The organism is Robbsia sp. KACC 23696 (assembly GCF_039852015.1).
Classification (GTDB): domain Bacteria; phylum Pseudomonadota; class Gammaproteobacteria; order Burkholderiales; family Burkholderiaceae; genus Robbsia.
In genome coordinates this window covers 3440145-3461042 of record NZ_CP156626.1, presented here as the reverse complement: position 1 = coordinate 3461042, position 20898 = coordinate 3440145, and the positions used below count along the sequence as shown (strand labels likewise).

Annotated in this window: 14 protein-coding genes, 2 tRNA genes, 3 rRNA genes and 1 pseudogene; 12 read left to right on the top strand and 8 right to left on the bottom strand. The window is 60.7% G+C overall.

The window, feature by feature from the left end:
* Positions 1-61 precede the first annotated feature (61 nt).
* Positions 62-931 (bottom strand): DUF3658 domain-containing protein, encoded by an 870-nt coding sequence (locus tag ABEG21_RS14615; RefSeq protein WP_347555221.1) that lies wholly within the window; start codon positions 929-931, stop codon positions 62-64.
* 216 nt (positions 932-1147) lie between these two features.
* Between ABEG21_RS14615 and cobU the strand changes: the two genes are divergently transcribed.
* Both cobU and ABEG21_RS14605 read left to right on the top strand, forming a co-directional pair.
* On the top strand, positions 1148-1807 hold the full coding sequence (gene cobU / locus ABEG21_RS14610; protein ID WP_347555220.1) for a bifunctional adenosylcobinamide kinase/adenosylcobinamide-phosphate guanylyltransferase: 660 nt from the start codon (positions 1148-1150) through the stop codon (positions 1805-1807).
* 95 nt (positions 1808-1902) lie between these two features.
* Positions 1903-2898 (top strand): cobalamin-binding protein, encoded by a 996-nt coding sequence (locus tag ABEG21_RS14605; RefSeq protein WP_347555219.1) that lies wholly within the window; start codon positions 1903-1905, stop codon positions 2896-2898.
* Between the two features lie 82 nt (positions 2899-2980).
* On the opposite strand, the gene ABEG21_RS14600 is transcribed toward ABEG21_RS14605, so the two are convergent.
* The 3 genes from ABEG21_RS14600 to cobT are packed head-to-tail and all read right to left on the bottom strand — an operon-like array spanning position 2981 to position 5972.
* Positions 2981-3859 carry a histidine phosphatase family protein gene (locus tag ABEG21_RS14600; protein ID WP_347555218.1) on the bottom strand — a complete coding sequence of 293 codons (879 nt, stop codon included), beginning with the start codon at positions 3857-3859 and terminating at the stop codon, positions 2981-2983.
* On the bottom strand, positions 3844-4803 hold the full coding sequence (locus ABEG21_RS14595; RefSeq protein ID WP_347555217.1) for an adenosylcobinamide-GDP ribazoletransferase: 960 nt from the start codon (positions 4801-4803) through the stop codon (positions 3844-3846). Before ABEG21_RS14595 ends, ABEG21_RS14600 begins: the two co-directional genes overlap by 16 nt.
* Positions 4800-5972: a nicotinate-nucleotide--dimethylbenzimidazole phosphoribosyltransferase gene (gene cobT, locus ABEG21_RS14590; protein WP_347555216.1), complete on the bottom strand. Its 1173-nt coding sequence runs from the start codon at positions 5970-5972 to the stop codon at positions 4800-4802. The genes ABEG21_RS14595 and cobT overlap by 4 nt, the downstream gene beginning before the upstream one ends.
* A 209-nt stretch (positions 5973-6181) precedes the next feature.
* Here cobT and ABEG21_RS14585 point away from each other — a divergent pair, with 209 nt between their 5' ends.
* The 6 genes from ABEG21_RS14585 (at position 6182) to rrf (ending at position 12213) form a co-directional block, all read left to right on the top strand.
* Entirely contained in the window at positions 6182-6562 is a 381-nt protein-coding gene (locus ABEG21_RS14585) for a hypothetical protein (protein ID WP_347555215.1), read from the top strand.
* Between the two features lie 333 nt (positions 6563-6895).
* A 16S ribosomal RNA gene (locus ABEG21_RS14580) occupies positions 6896-8426 on the top strand.
* A 63-nt stretch (positions 8427-8489) separates the two neighbouring features.
* Positions 8490-8566: transfer RNA gene (locus tag ABEG21_RS14575), tRNA-Ile, on the top strand.
* Between the two features lie 71 nt (positions 8567-8637).
* Positions 8638-8713: transfer RNA gene (locus ABEG21_RS14570), tRNA-Ala, on the top strand.
* A gap of 327 nt (positions 8714-9040) precedes the next feature.
* A 23S ribosomal RNA gene (locus tag ABEG21_RS14565) occupies positions 9041-11923 on the top strand.
* A 176-nt stretch (positions 11924-12099) separates the two neighbouring features.
* Positions 12100-12213, top strand: a 5S ribosomal RNA gene (rrf, locus tag ABEG21_RS14560).
* The 16S, 23S and 5S rRNA genes sit together here with 2 tRNA genes alongside, the layout of an rRNA operon.
* 251 nt (positions 12214-12464) lie before the next feature.
* Here rrf and ABEG21_RS14555 read toward each other — a convergent pair.
* From ABEG21_RS14555 to ABEG21_RS14545, 3 genes are all read right to left on the bottom strand, one after another.
* Positions 12465-12995, bottom strand: a complete 531-nt coding sequence (locus tag ABEG21_RS14555) for a hypothetical protein (RefSeq protein ID WP_347555214.1) — start codon at positions 12993-12995, stop codon at positions 12465-12467.
* Between the two features lie 225 nt (positions 12996-13220).
* The gene (locus ABEG21_RS14550; protein WP_347555213.1) at positions 13221-13877 is read right to left on the bottom strand and encodes a DsbA family oxidoreductase; all 657 of its coding nucleotides are present in this window, start codon (positions 13875-13877) and stop codon (positions 13221-13223) included.
* 232 nt (positions 13878-14109) lie between these two features.
* Positions 14110-15105 carry a YadA-like family protein gene (locus tag ABEG21_RS14545; RefSeq protein WP_347555212.1) on the bottom strand — a complete coding sequence of 332 codons (996 nt, stop codon included), beginning with the start codon at positions 15103-15105 and terminating at the stop codon, positions 14110-14112.
* Positions 15106-15663: 558 nt separating this feature from the next.
* Here ABEG21_RS14545 and ABEG21_RS14540 point away from each other — a divergent pair.
* The 4 genes and pseudogenes from ABEG21_RS14540 to ABEG21_RS14525 all read left to right on the top strand — a co-directional run bounded on the left by ABEG21_RS14540 (position 15664) and on the right by ABEG21_RS14525 (position 19599).
* A complete protein-coding gene (locus ABEG21_RS14540) occupies positions 15664-16905 on the top strand; it encodes an MFS transporter (RefSeq protein WP_347556821.1) in 1242 nt (413 codons plus the stop codon).
* A gap of 48 nt (positions 16906-16953) precedes the next feature.
* Positions 16954-17355 (top strand): DUF423 domain-containing protein, encoded by a 402-nt coding sequence (locus tag ABEG21_RS14535; RefSeq protein ID WP_347555211.1) that lies wholly within the window; start codon positions 16954-16956, stop codon positions 17353-17355.
* 21 nt (positions 17356-17376) lie between these two features.
* Positions 17377-18558: pseudogene (locus ABEG21_RS14530) on the top strand (monovalent cation:proton antiporter-2 (CPA2) family protein); the annotation flags it as partial.
* A gap of 54 nt (positions 18559-18612) precedes the next feature.
* Positions 18613-19599, top strand: a complete 987-nt coding sequence (locus ABEG21_RS14525; RefSeq protein ID WP_347556820.1) for an NAD(P)-binding protein — start codon at positions 18613-18615, stop codon at positions 19597-19599.
* Between the two features lie 131 nt (positions 19600-19730).
* Here the strand turns inward: ABEG21_RS14525 and pxpA are convergent, their stop codons facing one another.
* A complete protein-coding gene (pxpA, locus tag ABEG21_RS14520) occupies positions 19731-20465 on the bottom strand; it encodes a 5-oxoprolinase subunit PxpA (protein ID WP_347556819.1) in 735 nt (244 codons plus the stop codon).
* Positions 20466-20898: the final 433 nt, after the last annotated feature.

Sequence of the window (20898 nt, the reverse complement as noted above, 5' to 3'; positions counted from 1 at the left end):
GCGACAGCCAGCGCGCAGGCGCGCTTGCCGTCACCCACGGGTCCGGCGCTGCCCGTTTTTTTTAGACGCAGCGCCGGACCCGTGTTGCTTTTACGAGCACCGGATCGTCGTCGAGCGCGAGCCGGCCATTGACCGCCAGCTCCCGGCAGCGCCAGCCGACAATCGCGTCGCTGGCGGAAAAACAGGCATGGCGGCGTACACGCGCCGCAACCTCGAGGTACGGTGTCCACGCGACGCCGGCCTCTTCGAGAATCACCGCATCGATCTCGGCGAACGTGCCGCTGATGAAAGTATTGTCGCGCCAGCGACGCACCTCGTTATCCAGTGACTTCAATTCCTGCCATTCGAGCGCCAGCCGGCTGATGCGCAATATCGAGATGGGGGCAATTGCGCGCAGGCCGGTATTGACCCGCGTCAACGCGGCGGCGTGGGCTGCAGCGATGATCTCGCTATCGCGCGCAACGTCGTCGGGCGGGTTCTCGTTCTCGTTCGAGGATCCGTGCGAGCCGTGCTCGGGAAGCTCGCCGATGGGATGGTCCACCGGGATCGCCATTTCATTGATGCGTTGTGGCATCGTCCGCAGCCGGTAGGCAATGCGGCGCAACAGCAGTTGATCGGCCGCATGCCGTGTGTGCCACAGCACCACTTCGTGTGCGTCGTCGATGACCAGTTTCCGCAGCGTGTTGTCGTTGATCGCGAACGCATCGCTGATTGTTTGCGAGATGCCGCGCTCGCCCGCCCCCAGGACCTTTTGCCAGAAACCGATCCGTGCGGCCGCGGAATCGTCGATCTGACGAAGCGGGCCGACGGTCAGGTCGTCATGGAGGACGACGATCGTGTCGTCGCGCCGATCCGCATTGCCCGGCAGCGCGAGCGCCTCGTCGAGCAAGGTGGCGGCGCGGTCGCCGTTGACTATATGGGTGAACACCATTGCACTTGTCTGCCTTGCTTACGTTGCACATTCCTGCCTGTCGGCCACGCCGGAGCGATGCTTTGCTTATCCTGGCGACATCGATCGGTCGGGCGGACGGCCCCGGGCGTTCGGCGTTGTCGCTCTAGTCTAGGCGATCATGCGCTATCGGACGATGACAGCACGGCGATCGCCGTGAATGCTAGAGTGCTCGGCATGAAGAAAAAAGGATACGCCATGTCTGTCAGTCCGGTTTCGCACACGTCGCATGATGCCGTCTGCCGCGATAGCGGCGCGAGCGCTGCGAACGCGACGGGGCGGCCACGCACGACGTTCGTGTTGGGCGGCGCCCGCTCGGGCAAGAGCCGCTTCGCCGAGGAAGTGATCGCCACGCTGGCGGCGACTTCGGATGCGATCACCTACATCGCGACATCGGCGGTGGTGCCGGGCGATGCCGCGTTTGCGGAGCGCATTGCCTTGCATCGTGCGCGTCGGCCCGCCGCGTGGGGCCTGATCGAGGCCGACCATGATCTGGCTGGCGCTTTGCGCGCTGCCGACACGGGCCCGGACGCGATTGTCTTGATCGATTGCCTTACCTTGTGGCTGACCCGCCTGCTCTGTCCGATGGACGCCGACGCCCCGCGCGCGGACTGGCAGACGTGCCTGAGCGATTTTCATGATGCGCTGACGCAAAGCCGCGGCAGGATCGTGCTCGTCAGCAATGAAATTGGTCTGGGTGTCATCCCGATGGGGGCGTTAACGCGGTTGTTCGTCGACGAGATGGGGCGCTTGAATCAACGGGTTGCCGCAGCATGCGATCGCGTCGTGTTGACGGTTGCCGGTCTACCGCTCGAACTGAAGGGAGGCGCGGTGCACTCGCCGGCGACAAATCGATGAAGTGGCGAGCGTCGACGCGAGTCCCGCGCCGCTTGCGCGCGCGTCTTCAGCGATTGCCCGTTTCGCCGTCGACCGTCTTGCCGTCGAGGGCGACCGTGCCCCGCAGCCCTGGCGGCGGGCGGGCGGCACGATATGCCGCGCTGCTGACCGTATGGGCGCTCCCCGCTTATGCGCAGCCGGCGCCGCTCCACGAAAGTGCTCGATCGGACCGTGCCCCCGACACCGTCGCGGCCTGCGCGGCGACTGATCGTTGGTGCGTCCGCGACGACGGCGGTCAGATCGTCCGGCTGCCGCATGCGGCGCACCGCGTCGTCAGCCTCGCGCCGCATATTACCGAGTTGGTGTACGCGGCTGGCGGCGGGAGCGCCCTCGTGGGCGTGGTCAACTACAGTGACTATCCTGCGGCGGCCCGCACGCTGCCGAGCGTCGGCAGCTATATGTCGGCCGATGTCGAGCGCATCGCTGCATTGCATCCGGATCTGGTGCTGGCGTGGGGCCAGGGCCGGCCGCAACCGCAGTGGGCGGCCCTGGCGGCGTTGGGGATACCGGTCTATATCGATGCGCCGGCGCGCGTCGACAATATCGGCGCGTCACTACGGCGTCTGGGGGTGTTATTCGGCACATCGCCGCAAGCCGATCGGGAAGCGACGCGCCTCGATACCGGCTTCGCTGCATTGCGCGCGGAATATGCGGAGCGGCCGCGCGTCGCCGTGTTCTATCAAGTATGGTCGCATCCGTTGATGACCTTGAGCGGACGTCAGATCACCAGCGACGTCATTGCCCTATGCGGCGGCCGCAATGTGTTTGCAGACCTTCCCGGGCTGGCGCCGACGATCTCGACGGAAGCCGTTATCGCGGCGGCGCCGCAGGCCATCGTCACGCCGGCGCTGGGCGCGACGCATCGCGCAGACGCGTCGGCGATGGCGAATGCGAATAGCTGGAAAGCGTGGCCATCGTTACCGGCTGTGGCGGCTGGCAATCTGTTTTCGATCGATGGTGATTTGATCAGTCGCCCCGGCCCCCGTCTCTTGGAAGGCGCGCGCCTGTTATGCGACGATCTGGATCAGGCGCGGCGGCGGCTCGCGCAGTAAACGCAAGGCGTCGCGTCGCGCGTCCGATCGCGGCGGATGGCAGCGGCACGCCTGCGCAAGGCTATCGGATCGCGTCAGTGCGTCAGCCGTTCCATTGGCGCAGGGTCCATGCGGCCGATAGCCGTGCCCCCGGTGTCCGGCGCGCGGCGGATGCGGCGTGGGCCGCCGATGCCTCGGTCGCGCTTGCGAACGCGTGTGAACGCCTGTCACGTCGCAGCGTGACGATGCCCCCGAAGTCCAACGGCCATTGCAGCGTCGCCATCAACGGCATGCCGAGCGCCAGTGCGGTCAGGAGACGGATCGGCCCGGCATGCCCGATGACCACAACGCACGCTCGCGTCGTATCGTCGTCACAGGCGGGTGCGGCAGCGGTCTGGCTGTCGAACTGCAAGGACAGATCATGCAGCCAGGACCCGCAGCGCTCGGCCAGCATGTGGGCGCTTTCGCCGTGATGGGGCCGCTCATGCAGGACATCGGCGGCCCAGCGGTCGATCTGATCACGCGGGATGTCATCCCAGCGCTGCATTTCCCACTGTCCGAAGTCGATTTCCGAGAGTCTCGGATCGATGACCGGCGCGGCGGGGAAGCGCGCGTGCTCGGCTGGGCGCGCTTCGGATCGGGTTGCGGTGCCGGTGTCTGTGACTGCGCCGCTTCCGGTGCCCGTGCCGGTGTTTGTGTCCGCGCCGGTTAGCGCGTGCGCGACGTCGGCGCACCGTCGCAATGGGCTGGCGAAGCACGCAAGCACGGGCCCGCGTTGCTGAAAGTGCTGCTTGATCGATGCGACCGTTCGCGTCAGCGAATCCATGCCGGGTGCCGCAATCGAAGGCGCCCGTCTATCTGCCTCGGCGGCGAGGTCGGTCACCTGCGTCCCAACATCGCGGCGCAGCGCCAGGTCGGTCTGCCCGTAGCAGACGCCCGATGGCACGTCGACGGGGGGGTGGCGAATTAGGACGAGATCCATCCAAGCACCACCAGATAAATACCGACTTCGAATAATTGCTGCGCAAGACCCAGGCAGTCGCCGGTGTAGCCGCCAATTCGACGCTGCCACCAACGGCCGAGCATCCAATGGACGGCGGCGCCCGCGCCGATCAGCACCAGGCCGAGGCCGATGCCGTGCCAGAACAGACCGGGCAGTCCGAGCAGCAGTGCGATTGCCACGCCGTCACGCGTCGACGTGTCGCGCGACCCCGCACCGCCGTTGCGCTGAAAAGGACGCGCCTTTGCGTCGCTAGTGGCGTCTTGTATGGTGTCGCCGGATGACGCCGCCTGTGCCGCGTGGGAATCGTTTGCCGATCTCGGTTGCCCACCGGACTCGACCTCGGCTGCGCCGTTCGCGTTCGCGGCGCCAGTGGCCGCTTCGACGGGGGATCGGGCGTAATCGAGCGTTGCCGTAAAGACGATGGCGCCGGCGCGGCTGGCGGCGTGGGCGATGATCATCCAGGCACAGACGACGCCGGGTCCCCCTATGGTGAGCCCGAGCAAAGCCTGCCATTTCAGGGTCAATGTGACGATTAGTCCGACGGCGCCGAACACGCCGATCCGCGAATCCTTCAGGATGCGCAAGACGTCGGCACGGCGGTAAGCGCCACCGAACGCATCGCAGCAATCGGCCAAGCCGTCCTCGTGCAGCGCGCCGGTCGCGAGCAAGGTCGCTGCCATCGACAGCAATAGGGCGACCGATAGCGGCCAGAAGTGGCTGCCGATAGCGAACACCAGCGCACCGAGCGCGCCGACGACGGCGCCCACGAGGGGAAAGTAGCGCCCGGAACGCGCCAGCCTGGCATCGGAATACCCGACGCCGTGCGGTACTGGAAAGCGCGTGAAATAGCCGAACGCGATCGCGATCGTCTGGACTTCCTCGCGCCAGGCGGGATGGGCGCGTTTCTCCGGCGAGTCGGTCATGCCGTGCGGTCGTCGACGCCTGCCGACGCGAAGCTCGCCATATCGCAAAGCATCGCGCATGCCGCGCGGAGCAGCGGCACTGCCAGCGCAGCGCCGGTGCCTTCGCCCAATCGCAAGCCGAGGTGCAGCAGCGGCCGCGCGCTGAAATGGTCGAGCATGGCCTGATGGCCTCGTTCTTCCGAGCGATGCGCAAACACGCAATACTGGCGCGTCGCCGGCGCCAGCGCGCAGGCGGCCAGCAAGGCGGACGACACCACGAAGCCATCGACAACGATGGTCATGCGCCGCGACGCCGCGGCGAGGAAGGCACCGGTCATGGCCGCCACCTCGAAACCGCCGAAGGTCGCGAGCGTGTGTGCCGCCCGTTCGATCGGATCGGCGGTGCCGTCGAGGGTGTCGCGGTGACGATCGATCGCGCCCGCGAGCACGGCGCGCTTGTGTGCCAGCCCCGCCTCGTCGAGTCCGGTGCCGCGACCGACACAATCCGCAAGCGCTGCCCCGGTAAAGCGCTGCATCAGGCAGGCGGCCGACGAGGTATTGGCGATTCCCATTTCACCGAAGGCGATCGTGTTGCACCCCCGGGCCGCATGCCTTTCGACCACGGCAGCGCCGACGTGCATCGCGCGGCGCAATTGGTCGAGGGTCATCGCTGGCGTGCTTGAGAAATCTGCGGTGCCTGGTGCCACGGGATCCCGCTTCAATAGCGTCCGAGCGGGTTCGGCATGGGTATCGAGGCCTTCCGGCAGTGCATGCGCGATCCCGACATCGACGATTTCGCATTGCACATCCGACGCCTGACAGAACGCGTTGATCGCCGCACCGCCGGTCACGAAGTTGGCGACCATCTGGGCGGTCACCGACTGCGGATACGGACTGACGCCGCGCGTAGCAATGCCGTGATCTGCGGCAAAGACGATCAGGGCGGGCGATTGCACGCGAGGCGTGTCGCTGCCCTGGATCAAGGCGAGGTCCATCGCGAGCGACTCGATCTCGCCGAGACTCCCGGGCGGCTTCGTCTTGTGATCGATGATCGACTGCACGTGAGCGCGTCGGCTTTGATCGACGGGGTGGACCTGCAATAGCCGATCGAGCGTCGCGGCGAATGAATCGGTGGAAACGGGGGGGAATGAGGCAGCGCGATCCGAGGCGCCGGAGGGTTCTTTCGACATAGTGAGGGAATGCGTGAGGAGTCTATCGTCGGGCACGCGATGTGCGCGACATACGGCGCGAGGGCGTACAGCCTGATACGCACCGCGTTGCCATTGCGTGGCACCGTACCGTCGGTCTGAGCGGGCTCGGACCGGGCATTGGAGAGGATTCTCTCATATGCCTGTGAGCGGGAGCGCATAGGGGATTCGCACCGTAAGGCGGCACGACGATGGCAGCTTCTCTATATATAGGATCGCGGCGCTCTACACAGCCGCTTCGAGCGCGGCGATACGAGGCGCGGCAGAAGTCGCTAGCCGGCAATTTTTGCGAAAGTGTGAAAATGTTGAAAAAGGGCTTGCGCGATTCCTGGGGGCGATCTATTATTCGCCTCCCCGCTGCAAACAACGCAGCGCAAGCAGCGAAGCGGCGGGGGGTGGTGGCAAGAAAGGTGCTTGTTTTTAAGGGTGCTTTCTTATTGCCAGGAAGTAGCGGTGGCTTTGTTCTTGGGTGTGTTTCTGAGGGTGAAGTGGTCGAGCAGCTTTTTGCCGATTGGGATGTTTCTTGGGTGGATCTAGAAATATCGCAAACGAGTCTGCAAAAAAGTGCTTGACGAAGCGAGGAGTGCGGTACATAATCTCGCTTCTGTTCTGCAGCAAAGCAACGCTGCGAACGACGAAGCAAAGTAGTATAGCAGTAATCGACGGGTCGCCTAGTGCGAGGAAATGTCCAGCCAGTCGTTAAACGGTTCTTTAAAAATTTACAGCCGATAAGTGTGGGCGCTTGATGGAGTTGCAGGTCCGGTGATTCGTCACGGGATTCAAGCAAAAGTATCAAGAGCTCGCACAAGAGAAGAAAGTAAGTCGTACGAACTTCGGTTTGTACTTCTTGTTGATTCTTGAGTTGAGCGACCTATTCGGAAGAATAGAAAACAGTAACAGAGATTAAACTTAAGAGTTTGATCCTGGCTCAGATTGAACGCTGGCGGCATGCCTTACACATGCAAGTCGAACGGTAACAGGGAGCTTGCTCCGCTGACGAGTGGCGAACGGGTGAGTAATACATCGGAACGTGTCCTGTAGTGGGGGATAGCCCGGCGAAAGCCGGATTAATACCGCATACGATCTACGGATGAAAGCGGGGGATCTTCGGACCTCGCGCTATAGGGGCGGCCGATGGCAGATTAGCTAGTTGGTGGGGTAAAGGCCTACCAAGGCGACGATCTGTAGCTGGTCTGAGAGGACGACCAGCCACACTGGGACTGAGACACGGCCCAGACTCCTACGGGAGGCAGCAGTGGGGAATTTTGGACAATGGGCGAAAGCCTGATCCAGCAATGCCGCGTGTGTGAAGAAGGCCTTCGGGTTGTAAAGCACTTTTGTTCGGGAAGAAAAGGACTGGGCTAATATCCTGGTCTGATGACGGTACCGGAAGAATAAGCACCGGCTAACTACGTGCCAGCAGCCGCGGTAATACGTAGGGTGCAAGCGTTAATCGGAATTACTGGGCGTAAAGCGTGCGCAGGCGGTTTGTTAAGACAGATGTGAAATCCCCGGGCTCAACCTGGGAACTGCATTTGTGACTGGCAAGCTAGAGTCTGGCAGAGGGGGGTGGAATTCCGCGTGTAGCAGTGAAATGCGTAGATATGCGGAGGAACACCGATGGCGAAGGCAGCCCCCTGGGCCAACACTGACGCTCATGCACGAAAGCGTGGGGAGCAAACAGGATTAGATACCCTGGTAGTCCACGCCCTAAACGATGTCAACTAGTTGTTGGGGATTCATTTCCTTAGTAACGTAGCTAACGCGTGAAGTTGACCGCCTGGGGAGTACGGTCGCAAGATTAAAACTCAAAGGAATTGACGGGGACCCGCACAAGCGGTGGATGATGTGGATTAATTCGATGCAACGCGAAAAACCTTACCTACCCTTGACATGGTCGGAACCCCTGAGAGATTAGGGGGTGCTCGAAAGAGAACCGATACACAGGTGCTGCATGGCTGTCGTCAGCTCGTGTCGTGAGATGTTGGGTTAAGTCCCGCAACGAGCGCAACCCTTGTCCTTAGTTGCTACGCAAGGGCACTCTAAGGAGACTGCCGGTGACAAACCGGAGGAAGGTGGGGATGACGTCAAGTCCTCATGGCCCTTATGGGTAGGGCTTCACACGTCATACAATGGTCGGTACAGAGGGTTGCCAAGCCGCGAGGTGGAGCTAATCCCAGAAAACCGATCGTAGTCCGGATTGCACTCTGCAACTCGAGTGCATGAAGTTGGAATCGCTAGTAATCGCGGATCAGCATGCCGCGGTGAATACGTTCCCGGGTCTTGTACACACCGCCCGTCACACCATGGGAGCGGGTTTCACCAGAAGTAGGTAGCTTAACCGCAAGGAGGGCGCTTACCACGGTGGGATTCGTGACTGGGGTGAAGTCGTAACAAGGTAGCCGTATCGGAAGGTGCGGCTGGATCACCTCCTTTCTCGAGCTTAACGCAACGTAAGTTAAGCGCTCACGCTTATCGGCTGTCATACGACAGGCTGTAGGGTCTGTAGCTCAGTCGGTTAGAGCACCGTCTTGATAAGGCGGGGGTCGTTGGTTCGAATCCAACCAGACCCACCATCTAGTCTTTGGTTGCTCGGGCTCGACTGTAGTTCCAGCAGCTGGAGAGATGTACCTACAGTAGCAATATTGGGGGCTTAGCTCAGCTGGGAGAGCATCTGCTTTGCAAGCAGAGGGTCAACGGTTCGATCCCGTTAGCCTCCACCAAACCTTAAGCTAAAAGATATTTGGCGATGTTGCGGTTGAACATCGATGAGTGTGTTTTAGCTTAGGCTTGGCCTAACACTGACTTGGTAGAGATACCAAAATCGGCTGTCGTTCTTTAACAATTTGGAAGAAGTTCAATTCAATCGTGATGCGATGCACATTAGAGATGGTGTGTGTGGTGTCACAAAATTTGGGTTGAGATTGTATCGAGAAGTATCTCAAAGCAGTGTGTCTTGAGAGAGGCACACAAGAATTTGGAATACGGCACAAATACCGATACTCACCTATAGCGCGACGTGTGCAGCGATGCAGACGTACTCGTTATAGGGTCAAGCGAATAAGTGCATGTGGTGGATGCCTTGGCGATTACAGGCGATGAAGGACGCGGTAGCCTGCGAAAAGCTTCGGGGAGCTGGCAAACAAGCTTTGATCCGGAGATGTCCGAATGGGGAAACCCACTCCTAATGGAGTACCCATGACTGAATACATAGGTCATGTGGGGCGAACGCAGTGAACTGAAACATCTAAGTAGCTGCAGGAAAAGAAATCAACCGAGATTCCCAAAGTAGTGGCGAGCGAAATGGGAAGAGCCTTGTACCTTTTAGCATGACAGTTAGCAGAACGCTCTGGAAAGTGCGGCCGTAGCAGGTGATAGCCCTGTATGCGAAAACTGATGTGTGGAACTAGGGGTACGACAAGTAGGGCGGGACACGTGAAATCCTGTCTGAATATGGGGGGACCATCCTCCAAGGCTAAATACTCGTAATCGACCGATAGTGAACCAGTACCGTGAGGGAAAGGCGAAAAGAACCCCGGGAGGGGAGTGAAATAGATCCTGAAACCGCATGCATACAAACAGTAGGAGCCTCCTTGTGGGGTGACTGCGTACCTTTTGTATAATGGGTCAGCGACTTACGTTCAGTAGCAAGCTTAACCGACTAGGGAAGGCGTAGCGAAAGCGAGTCCGAATAGGGCGCTTTAGTTGCTGGGCGTAGACCCGAAACCAGACGATCTATCCATGGCCAGGATGAAGGTGCGGTAACACGTACTGGAGGTCCGAACCCACTAATGTTGAAAAATTAGGGGATGAGCTGTGGATAGGGGTGAAAGGCTAAACAAGTCTGGAAATAGCTGGTTCTCTCCGAAAACTATTTAGGTAGTGCCTCGTGTATCACCTTCGGGGGTAGAGCACTGTAATGATTGTTGGGTCCATTGCGGATTACTTCGTCATAGCAAACTCCGAATACCGAAGAGTGCAATCACGGGAGACAGACATCGGGTGCTAACGTCCGGTGTCAAGAGGGAAACAACCCAGACCGCCAGCTAAGGTCCCCAAATATAGCTAAGTGGGAAACGAAGTGGGAAGGCTAAAACAGTCAGGAGGTTGGCTTAGAAGCAGCCATCCTTTAAAGAAAGCGTAATAGCTCACTGATCGAGTCGTCCTGCGCGGAAGATGTAACGGGGCTAAGCTATATACCGAAGCTGCGGATGCACAATTTATTGTGCATGGTAGGAGAGCGTTCTGTAAGCCTGTGAAGGTGTCTTGAGAAGGATGCTGGAGGTATCAGAAGTGCGAATGCTGACATGAGTAGCGATAAAGGGGGTGAAAAGCCCCCTCGCCGTAAGCCCAAGGTTTCCTACGCAACGTTCATCGGCGTAGGGTGAGTCGGCCCCTAAGGCGAGGCAGAAATGCGTAGCTGATGGGAAGCAGGTTAATATTCCTGCACCATTGTTAAATGCGATGGGGGGACGGATCGCGGAAGGTTGTCCGGGTGTTGGAAGTCCCGGTCCTTGTATTGGAGAAGGCGCTTAGGCAAATCCGGGCGCGGAATTCAAGGGTACGAGGCGAGCGCTTAGGCGCGAAGCAATTGGAAGTGGTCCCAAGAAAAGCCTCTAAGCTTCAGTTTAACAAGACCGTACCGCAAACCGACACAGGTGGGCGAGATGAGTATTCTAAGGCGCTTGAGAGAACTCGGGAGAAGGAACTCGGCAAATTGGTACCGTAACTTCGGGATAAGGTACGCCCTTGTAGCTTGACTGGCCTGCGCCAGGAGGGTGAAGGGGTTGCAATAAACTGGTGGCTGCGACTGTTTAATAAAAACACAGCACTCTGCAAACACGAAAGTGGACGTATAGGGTGTGACGCCTGCCCGGTGCCGGAAGATTAAATGATGGGGTGCAAGCTCTTGATTGAAGTCCCGGTAAACGGCGGCCGTAACTATAACGGTCCTAAGGTAGCGAAATTCCTTGTCGGGTAAGTTCCGACCTGCACGAATGGCGTAACGATGGCCACACTGTCTCCTCCCGAGACTCAGCGAAGTTGAAGTGTTTGTGATGATGCAATCTCCCCGCGGCTAGACGGAAAGACCCCATGAACCTTTACTGTAGCTTTGCATTGGATTGTGAACAAATCTGTGTAGGATAGGTGGGAGGCTATGAAGACGGGACGCCAGTTCTGTTGGAGCCAACCTTGAAATACCACCCTGGTTTGTTTGCGGTTCTAACCTTGGTCCCTGAATCGGGATTGGGAACAGTGCATGGTAGGCAGTTTGACTGGGGCGGTCTCCTCCCAAAGTGTAACGGAGGAGTACGAAGGTACGCTAAGTACGGTCGGAAATCGTGCTCATAGTGCAATGGCATAAGCGTGCTTAACTGCGAGACCCACAAGTCGAGCAGGTGCGAAAGCAGGTCATAGTGATCCGGTGGTTCTGTATGGAAGGGCCATCGCTCAACGGATAAAAGGTACTCTGGGGATAACAGGCTGATACCGCCCAAGAGTTCATATCGACGGCGGTGTTTGGCACCTCGATGTCGGCTCATCTCATCCTGGGGCTGTAGCCGGTCCCAAGGGTATGGCTGTTCGCCATTTAAAGAGGTACGTGAGCTGGGTTTAAAACGTCGTGAGACAGTTTGGTCCCTATCTGCCGTGGGCGTTGGATATTTGAAGGGGGCTGCTCCTAGTACGAGAGGACCGGAGTGGACGAACCTCTGGTGTACCGGTTGTCACGCCAGTGGCATCGCCGGGTAGCTATGTTCGGAAGAGATAACCGCTGAAAGCATCTAAGCGGGAAACTCGCCTTAAGATGAGATATCCCTGGGAACTTGATTCCCCTGTAGGGTCGTTCGAGACCAGGACGTTGATAGGCTGGGTGTGTACGGACAGTAATGTCCTTAGCTAACCAGTACTAATTGCCCGTGAGGCTTGATCCTATAACCAGTACGTTTGGACGTGAGACGGCACATGTGAAGTGTGACGCAGCCAGACGCGCTAGGTGAGATTATCGGTGAATGTGCCCGATACACGCTCAACCCAAGAGTCGTACCGAGATGAACTTCTTCCAGATTGGTGTTGTTGAGCTTTAAACGTCAGCAGCACAACCCCTTTGCCTGATGACCATAGCGAGTCGGTCCCACCCCTTCCCATCCCGAACAGGACCGTGAAACGACTCCACGCCAATGATAGTGCGGATTGCCCGTGTGAAAGTAGGTAATCGTCAGGCTCCCTACGCTGTAACCAGACGCCCCGTGACACCTTAACCCGTGCACGGGGCGTTTGGCTTTGTACTACGCCACACGCCACCACCTTACCCGCCTCGCGCGACCCGACGTCAGCGCAGCGCGCGGCGCTTACGGCGCGTGTTTAGCCTATACCCCAGCACCCACCTCCGAAAAGCAAAGCCAAAAGCAAAAGCAACAACCAAAACCAAAGCAAAAAACGACAGGCCCGGCAAGCCGGGCCTGTCGGTCCATCTCAATACCCGCCTCGACCTAAGAATTGGGTGCCGATGGCGCATTTACCGCAGTCCTGGCAGCTCTTTGCCGCATCGAGAAAGGCATTTCGATCGCTTTCCGACAGCGCGGCGAGTTTCCCCGGATCGACGCCATGCTGTGTGATGACCTGGGGCGTGACCGAACCGGCGCGCATGGCTTTTTCATAAAGGCCGCGGCAACTGCTATCGATATAGCAAAAGCCGTCGTGAACGGCGACATATTTGCTGTCGTCACCCATATCCTTCATGGCCTGCTTACATCCGACGGTGGCAGACGACAAGAAGCTGTTCATCTGGCAAGTGCCGCTTTTGCAGCTTAAACCGGACGCACAGGTCGCAACGATGCCGCTGTCTTCCCCGCACGCGCCGCCCAATTGCCGCGTCACTTCTTTCTTTGCCTGCACCGCGCCGGCGCATAGCGTCAGTGCGCTCGTTAACACGAGCAGTATCCACTTTTTCATATCGCAGTCCTCAATAAAGAGATGTCGTTGGCGCGAAAGAAGCGGTGGCACGTCCCTTGAGAATGACCGTCTCCTGTCCCGCCAGATCATCTGATCATGGTTCGGTCGATTGAAGTGCTTACGGGAATTGGCGTGAGGCCAGCGGAAGATCGCCGCGGGTCGTGCCGACGGGGCGTGCTCCCGAATGCCGCGAGAAGAAGCGCCCGTCAGCGACGGCGCTGTAGCTAGGGGACAAGACTGTCAGCGCGCGTTGCATCACGTGGCAGTCGAAATCGGTCAGTCCCCTGGAAAACCGTCCGGGAAGAGGCGATGCACCGCGGCTTCGAAATGCTCGATTGGCGCGGCGCCGCGCAAGGCGATGGGGGGAGGCGGCGCTTCCTGGTCGGGCGCGGCGTCACGCGACAACACGATGAAAGGCACGCTCGTGATGCCTAACTGCTTGGCGAAGTCCTCGTCTTCCTGCACCGATGCCGCAAAGCGGTCCTCCCGCAACGCTTCGTCCAATGCCTCAGGGTCCAGGCCGACCGTGCTGCCGATATCGATCAGCACATCGGTATCGCCAATGTCCAGGCTGTCTTCGAAGTAGGCCTTGAACAGCGCCTGATGCATGACATCGAAGGCGCCGGCTTCTTGCGAGAACCGTGCGGCTTCGAGCGCCTTGCGGCTGCGCGTATTGATCGATGGCAAACGCATCGTCAGCATGCGTTCTGTCGCCATCGGATAGATATTGTCTTCCCAGCTATCGATCACGCTTTCGTCATCTGCCTCGGGAATCGCAACAGGCTCCGGGCGCAGTTCGAAGGCATGCCAGCGCACTTCCACTGAATCGCCGTAGATCTCACGGAATTCGTTCAGGACGGGCAATTCGAGATAGCAGAAAGGACAGACATAGTCGGACCAGACGTCGAGGTAGAGAGTCGCTCCGCGAGCCATGGGGGTTTTCTCGGCAAAAAGCGCGTGCTGGGCGCACGCGCAAATGAAAGGCAAGGGAAAAATACGGACCCGTCGTCGGCCGACTTCTTACGTGCGGAACCCGATTGGACAGTTTACGTATTTGCGCACGGTCGTGCGCGCGCGTTTGAATCGACGCGCCAGTCCTTAATGGTAGCGCGTTGTTGCTTCCTGTTGCCAGTTTTGCCGATGGATTGGACCGACGCCGCGCGGTTTAGAACTCGTAGCCTACGTGCGCACGGAAGGCGGGATCCCCGCGAGACGTGACCGCGACGGCAGCGTGCACGAGCCAGGCGCCGCAACGGCTACGATAGGTCGCGCCGGCTGCAAAAGCCGAGCGACCGAGGTAGGACGCCCCGCCCGCTGCGACGATGACCTTACCGGGTTCGCGCGGCGTTAAATTCGGCATGGCCATCGCGGCCGCAATACCGGCATAGGCACGGTTTTCCACGCGATCGATCGCCTTGTGCGTCAAGCTGAACCGACTATCCATTTCGGTTCGCAGATTTGCCAGTTGCTCGGTGTGTGCCGTGGCGGCTTGAAAAATGCCCCCCTTCATTGCGGCCAGCTCGGGATCTGACGGGTGGAGACGCATGTAGGGCGCAGCGGCAAGATCGTCTGCCGATGTGCAAGGGAGGGCAGGCGCTGGGATCGACGTATCGCGCCGCGCCGGAGCCGAGGCCTCTACAGTGGCGTCCGCGCCCGTTGCTGAGTGCGTTGCGGCAGTCGTCTCGGGAACAGTCGTTTCCAGCGCAGTCGTCACGCCCGAACCGGATCTTGCACCATTTGTCGTCTTTTTGATGCGCGGCGCGGAGGCGCGTTCCTTTTCAGGGGGCGGACTATAAGGCTCTGCCACTCTGGTGTCTTCGGGCAGTTTTTTGACCGGCAGTGCCGCTGCCTCACCGGTATGCTGCTCAATGAGCATCTGCCGGACCCTGTTGTGCCTCGGATCGTTTTTCACCGCCGTCTTGCCCCAGTCAAAATCCTTTCCTCTTTGGCTCGGCGAAACGAAACTCGAAACATCCTCCGCCGTTTTTGTTTGTCTCGATCGTTCTGGTGTCTTCGGAGGATAGTCTAGCTTCGATGTGGGCAGGACGATGCCCGCGGTCGGCCTCGTTGGCAATCTTGGCGGGGCTTTCCTTGTCCCTTTGGCCATCGGTGCGTCCGGGTTCTCGCTGGCGTTGAGCTCCGCCATCAAATTACGGTTCACGGGAGGCGTCGTTACCGTAACGGACGGCACTGATGTACCAAAGGTCGCGCCAGATGGCTGCGCAAACGACAGCGCGGAAAAGCCGAGCGTCAGTACACAAACAGTACCGCGCAATATAAAAGGATGAAATGAACTGGGCATCTTGGAGAGAACGGCAGCGGTGTCAGGGAGTGGCCGGCGCGGCGAGACAACGCCTGGCGCGAATAGGGCTGTAGGAGCTGAGAACGTCATGGTCTTAGCCTCGCCAGACCGTCGCGATGCGTGTCGTCGTAACGAGATCCGAAGGAACAATAGCGACATTCGTCTCATGCCTCATCGGCGCACGCGAACATCCGACCTGTGCAAAGAAGTGGGCGCGGAGAAGGGCGCGGTATCATAGGGCCGCGCGATGATCTCGGCCCCTTTCCTGCGTGTCAGACGGGGCAAAACCCGCCGGCCGTCAGGCCGCTACCCTCGTTTCCGGAAGCTCGATTCATGTCCGATCACTCTCCGCCTCCCGACGCTGCATCCCGCCACTCAGACGCGCCGCGCATCGGCCGTTTGCATTACGGCTGGATCATGATGGGTGTCACCTTTCTCGTGCTCCTCGCCGGTGCCGGCGTGCGGGCAACGCCCGGGGTACTGATTCGGCCATTGGAAAGCGCTTTCGGTTGGAGTACCGGGCAGATTTCCTTCGCGATTTCCATCAATCTCGTGCTCTACGGCTTGATGGGGCCGTTCGCGGCAGCATTGATGCAAACCATCGGCGTGCGACGCGTGGCCTGCATCGCCTTGGCCTTGCTGGCCAGTGGCGCTTTTCTGAGCCTGACGATGTCCTCGACGGCGATGTTGACGCTGACGTGGGGCTTGATGGTCGGGACCGGTTCGGGCATGGCGGCGCTGACGCTGGGCGCCACCGTCGCCAACCGCTGGTTTATAAAACATCGCGGCCTTGCGATGGGGCTAATGACCGCCAGTTCGGCCACCGGCCAATTGGTGTTCCTGCCGCTGATGGCGGCCTTGGTGACAAGCTATGGTTGGCGCGGCGCGGTATGGACATCCGGAATCGGCGCCCTGGTCATGCTGCCCCTGGCATGGATCGCCATGCGCGAGTCGCCCGCGGCGCTAGGCTTGGCGCCTATCGGCGGTCATCTGCCTGCGGAGGGTGCGCCGGCCGGCCCAACGCCTGCCCGCGTCAATCCGTTTGCGAATGCACTGAATGCGCTGCGCGAAGGGATGCGACACAAGGGCTTCTGGCTGTTGGCCGGCAGTTTCTTCATCTGCGGCGCCAGCACCAACGGGTTTATCGGCACGCATTTCATCTCGATGTGCCTTGATCACGGTATCTCGGAGGTACACAGCGCCAGTCTGCTGGCGACGATGGGCATCTTCGACTTGATGGGCACCACCGCGTCCGGCTGGCTCAGCGACCGCTTCGACAATCGCAAGCTGCTTTTCTGGTACTACGGACTGCGCGGTCTGTCCTTGCTGTTTTTACCGTTTGCATTTGGTTTCGATTTTTACGGCTTGCCGATTTTCGCCGTCTTCTACGGCCTCGATTGGATCGCGACCGTGCCGCCGACCGTGCGCCTGACGACCGATATCTTCGGGCGGGAGCGCGGGCCGATCGTGTTCGGCTGGATTGTTGCCGGACATCAGATCGGTGCCGCGTTCGCGACCCTTGCGGCCGGTATGATGCGCGCATCGCTCGGCAATTATCAATTGGCCACGTATTGTTCCGGCACCTTGTGCATACTGGGCGCAGTGCTCGTTCTGCGCGTCCGCAACCGCGCTAAGACACTCGGTCCTGCCGCGGCTTGATCGCGGGATGCAATTCGATTCACGATTCATTGCACAGAAGATGAAACCATGAAGGACCGGCAGTTACTGGTGGCAGGTGCCGTCAATATGTTTATCGCGGTCGCCGCCGGCGCGTTCGGCGCGCACGGTTTGCGCAGTATCGTCTCGCCGCTGATGTTGAGCGTCTGGGAGACGGGCGTCACCTATCACCTGATTCACGCAATGGCTTTGCTATTGATTGCCCTGGCGATGCCGCGTCTTGGCGAAAAGGCGTTATCGTGGTGCGGCACCTTGATGCTGGCCGGTATCGTGCTGTTCAGCGGCAGCCTGTACCTGCTGGTATTGACGGGCGCTCGCTGGGTCGGCGTCATCACGCCCATCGGCGGGGTTGCGTTCCTGGCCGCCTGGGCGTCGTTCGCCTGGGCCGCCTGGCGTGCGCCGGAACGCAATCTGCAAATACGCGACGATTGATTTTTTCCATAAGGACAGCCGATGCCCCATGCCACGCCGCTGATTGCGACCATCGTCGCCGGCCTTTGTATCGCCTTCGTCTTCGGCGCGATCGCGAATCGTTTCAAGATTCCGCCGCTCGCGGGATATCTGCTCGCGGGCATCATCGTCGGGCCGTTCACGCCGGGCTATGTGGCCGACCAGCATATCGCGCCGGAATTGGCCGAGATCGGTGTGATTCTGTTGATGTTCGGCGTCGGCTTGCATTTCTCGCTGAAGGACCTGTTGGCGGTCAAGCGTATCGCCGTTCCCGGCGCCTTGGTCCAGATCGCTTTCGCCACCCTGCTGGGATGGGGCGCGGCGCGGGTATTCGGCTGGAGTAGCGGTGCCGGCATCGTTTTCGGCTTGTCCCTGTCGGTCGCCAGTACCGTCGTGCTATTGCGCGCCTTGCAGGATCTCCGTCTGCTCGATACCGATCAAGGGCGCATTGCCGTCGGTTGGTTGATCGTCGAGGATTTGGTGATGGTCCTTGCGCTGGTCTTGCTGCCGCCCTTGGCGGGGTTGCTGGGCGGCAGCGACGATAGCGTCGCCGGCCAGACCGCCCAGGCGGCGTCCACCGGTTCGCTGCTGTGGACCTTGGCCCTGACGTTGGCAAAGGTCGTCGCCTTCATCGCCGTGATGCTGGTCGTGGGGCGCCGTGTGATTCCCTGGGTCCTGAGCCAGATCGTGAAAACCGGCTCGAAAGAGCTCTTCACGCTCGGCGTGCTGGCCATTGCGCTGGGCGTGGCATTCGGCTCCGCGTCTATCTTCGGTGTGTCGTTCGCCTTGGGCGCCTTTTTCGCCGGGATGATCCTGGGCGAGTCCGAGATGAGTCATGACGCCGCCGAGGATATCCTGCCCTTGCGCGACGCCTTCTCGGTGCTGTTCTTCGTGTCGGTCGGCATGCTGTTCGACTTCCACGTGCTGATCGAACGGCCCATCCAGGTGCTGGTCACCTGCCTGATCATCATCGTCGGCAAATCGCTGGCTGCCCTCGGAATCGTCAAGCTGTTCAAGCGCTCGACGGAAACCGCGTTCACGATCGCCGCCAGTCTCGCTCAAATCGGTGAGTTTTCGTTCATCCTGGCCGGCCTGGGCGTCAGCCTGCATCTGTTGCCCGAAAGCGGGCGCGATCTCGTTCTCGCCGGCGCCATCCTGTCGATCATCCTGAATCCGTTCGTCTTCGTGGTGGCACGCCGCCTGACTGCCTGGGGCGGCCGCGCGGCGCCGATTGAACGGATGGCCGGCGTGCCGATGGACATGCCGCGCGACGAGCGCGAGGGCGCCGATGCAGTCGGGGGGGCGACAAGTCGCACGGCCAGCCGTCCGGCGAACCGAACCGCAACGGAAACCGGTGCGACATCGGGGGATACGGTGACCGCCGTATCGTCCGATGTCTATGCGGCCAGTGCGCTTGGCATGGTGTCGACGGAGTGGATTGATGACGCCGGCGTGCACTCCGGTGATCATGCCGCACGCGCCGCGTCGGCGGCGGATGCCCAGGCGGCATCGAATGCCGGGCGTCGCGGGCTGGATCTGCATGCGGCAACCGATGCGAGCGGTACGGCGGTGAATCGGGCAAGCAATACGCAAACCGACATCGCCGGCGGCCACCTGAGCGGCGTGCCGGTGGATCAGCAGGGGACGCTCCCGTTCGGTATGACGGACGAGCGCGGTGTAGGAATGGGCGCCGGCGACGTGCGGGGCCAAGTCGGTGCGCGCGACGACGCATTGATCGACACCGAAGCGGGGGGCACCGCCGCCGCCGGTGGGGCGATCGATGCAAGCGCGCAGGACGGATTGCCGGATGCACGGGGCGTGGACGTGATCGTCGTCGGATACGGACGCGTGGGACGAGAGGTCGTGCGCACACTGACGGCCAGTGGCCCGCGTAATATCGTCGTCATCGAAGACCGGCCGGATATGCATGCCCGTCTGCGCGACGTGCATGTACGCAGCGTCTGCGGCAACGCGGTCCAAGCGGATGTGCTGCTACGAGCCGGTCTGGCTGACGCCCGCCATTTGATCGTCGCGATTCCGAATGCATTCGAGGCGGCCGAGGTGATTCGCCAGGCGCGCCATCTGGCGCCGAATGTCCGGATTCTTGCGCGCGCCGGCAATACCGCCGAGGTGCAACATCTCGAGGCGCATGGCGCGCATGCGGTCGTTATCGAGAAACACGAGATCGCGCGAGGACTGGCGCGGGAGCTGTACGACGTGGCGTGAAGCTGTATCGATTCGCGGCGTGCCTCGCGGCCGATCGGCCGGGGCGTGTCACGCACACACGCACACACGCGCACACGCAAGCCGCTGCGCATGCATCCCAAGCGCTTCCGCACCCGGGACGGCAGGATTTCTTAAGCGGCCACTTTGATCTGCTGCGCGTCCAGCGCCTTGCGGATGCGCTGTGCGAACGCCACCGCATGCGCCCCGTCACCATGCAGACAGAGCGTTTCCGCGTTCAAATCGCACCACTGACCATCGATTGACTGGACGCGTCGGTTGACGATCATGTCGAGGATGCGCGTGATCATCGTGTCCTCGTCTTCGATCAATGCCCCGGGTGTGCCCCGCGGAACCAGCGCGCCGTTGGATTGATAGCCGCGGTCCGCGAAGGCTTCCTCGGTCGTACGCATGCCGGCTTCCCGTGCCGCGGCGACCAGCGCACCACCGGCCAGACCGACGATGACGACGTTCGGATCGAACTCGCGGATGGTCGAGACGACTAGGCGAGCCAGTTCCGGATCGCGTGCGGCCTGGTTGTAAAGCGCACCGTGCGGCTTCACGTGCACGATCTTGCCGCCTTCTTCGTGGACGATCCCGCGCAGCGTTTGCAGTTGTTCCAGCAGCGATTCCCGCAGATCGGTCGGGATCTGCGCCATTTCGGTACGCCCGAAGTTCGCGCGGTCCGCAAAGCTGGGATGGGCGCCGATCGAGACGCCTTTGGCGACGGCCCACCGGGCACACGCACGCATCGTATCGGCATCGCCGGCATGTCCGCCGCATGCGATATTGGCGGAGCTGACGAGCGCCAGCAATGCTTCGTCGTTGTCGCAACCTTCTCCGAGGTCCGCGTTCAAGTCGATAGTCAATTCGGTATTCATGGTCGAACTCAAAATGAGAGGAGACGCCGCGTGAAAGGCCGTTACGACGCGGCAGACTGAGACCTGGCGTGGATGCCGCGTCGCCCTTCGGCAATGGGCGCGCGACGCGGCATCGTGCGAGGACTTACTCGTGGAGCACGCCGGACAACAGCGTCGATACCAGTTCCGACAGGGGCAATTCGGCATCGTCGTCCGATAACGCCATGATCCGCTCGCCAATATTGCCGAGCGCCGGCGCATCGGGCGGCGGCAGTGCGTCCGCGCCCTTTTTATCTTTCTTGTCCTTGCCGCCGGTTTTCATCGGCTTTGCCGCGCTGTCGGCTGTGGGATTCGAAGGGGCGGCTGCCGCGACCGTCGGCGTCAGGCTGGGCGATGGCGTCGCCGTCTTCACGGCGGCGGGCGGCTGCGCTGCCACGACCGG

Coding starts and splice junctions, on each gene's coding strand:
- ABEG21_RS14615 (WP_347555221.1), bottom strand. CDS start 931: ATGGTGTTCACCCATATAGTCAACGGCGACCGCGCCGCCACCTTGCTC.
- cobU (WP_347555220.1), top strand. CDS start 1,148: ATGTCTGTCAGTCCGGTTTCGCACACGTCGCATGATGCCGTCTGCCGC.
- ABEG21_RS14600 (WP_347555218.1), bottom strand. CDS start 3,859: ATGGATCTCGTCCTAATTCGCCACCCCCCCGTCGACGTGCCATCGGGC.
- ABEG21_RS14595 (WP_347555217.1), bottom strand. CDS start 4,803: ATGACCGACTCGCCGGAGAAACGCGCCCATCCCGCCTGGCGCGAGGAA.
- cobT (WP_347555216.1), bottom strand. CDS start 5,972: ATGTCGAAAGAACCCTCCGGCGCCTCGGATCGCGCTGCCTCATTCCCC.
- ABEG21_RS14585 (WP_347555215.1), top strand. CDS start 6,182: ATGGCAGCTTCTCTATATATAGGATCGCGGCGCTCTACACAGCCGCTT.
- ABEG21_RS14550 (WP_347555213.1), bottom strand. CDS start 13,877: ATGGCTCGCGGAGCGACTCTCTACCTCGACGTCTGGTCCGACTATGTC.
- ABEG21_RS14540 (WP_347556821.1), top strand. CDS start 15,664: ATGATGGGTGTCACCTTTCTCGTGCTCCTCGCCGGTGCCGGCGTGCGG.
- ABEG21_RS14535 (WP_347555211.1), top strand. CDS start 16,954: ATGAAGGACCGGCAGTTACTGGTGGCAGGTGCCGTCAATATGTTTATC.
- ABEG21_RS14525 (WP_347556820.1), top strand. CDS start 18,613: ATGGCCGGCGTGCCGATGGACATGCCGCGCGACGAGCGCGAGGGCGCC.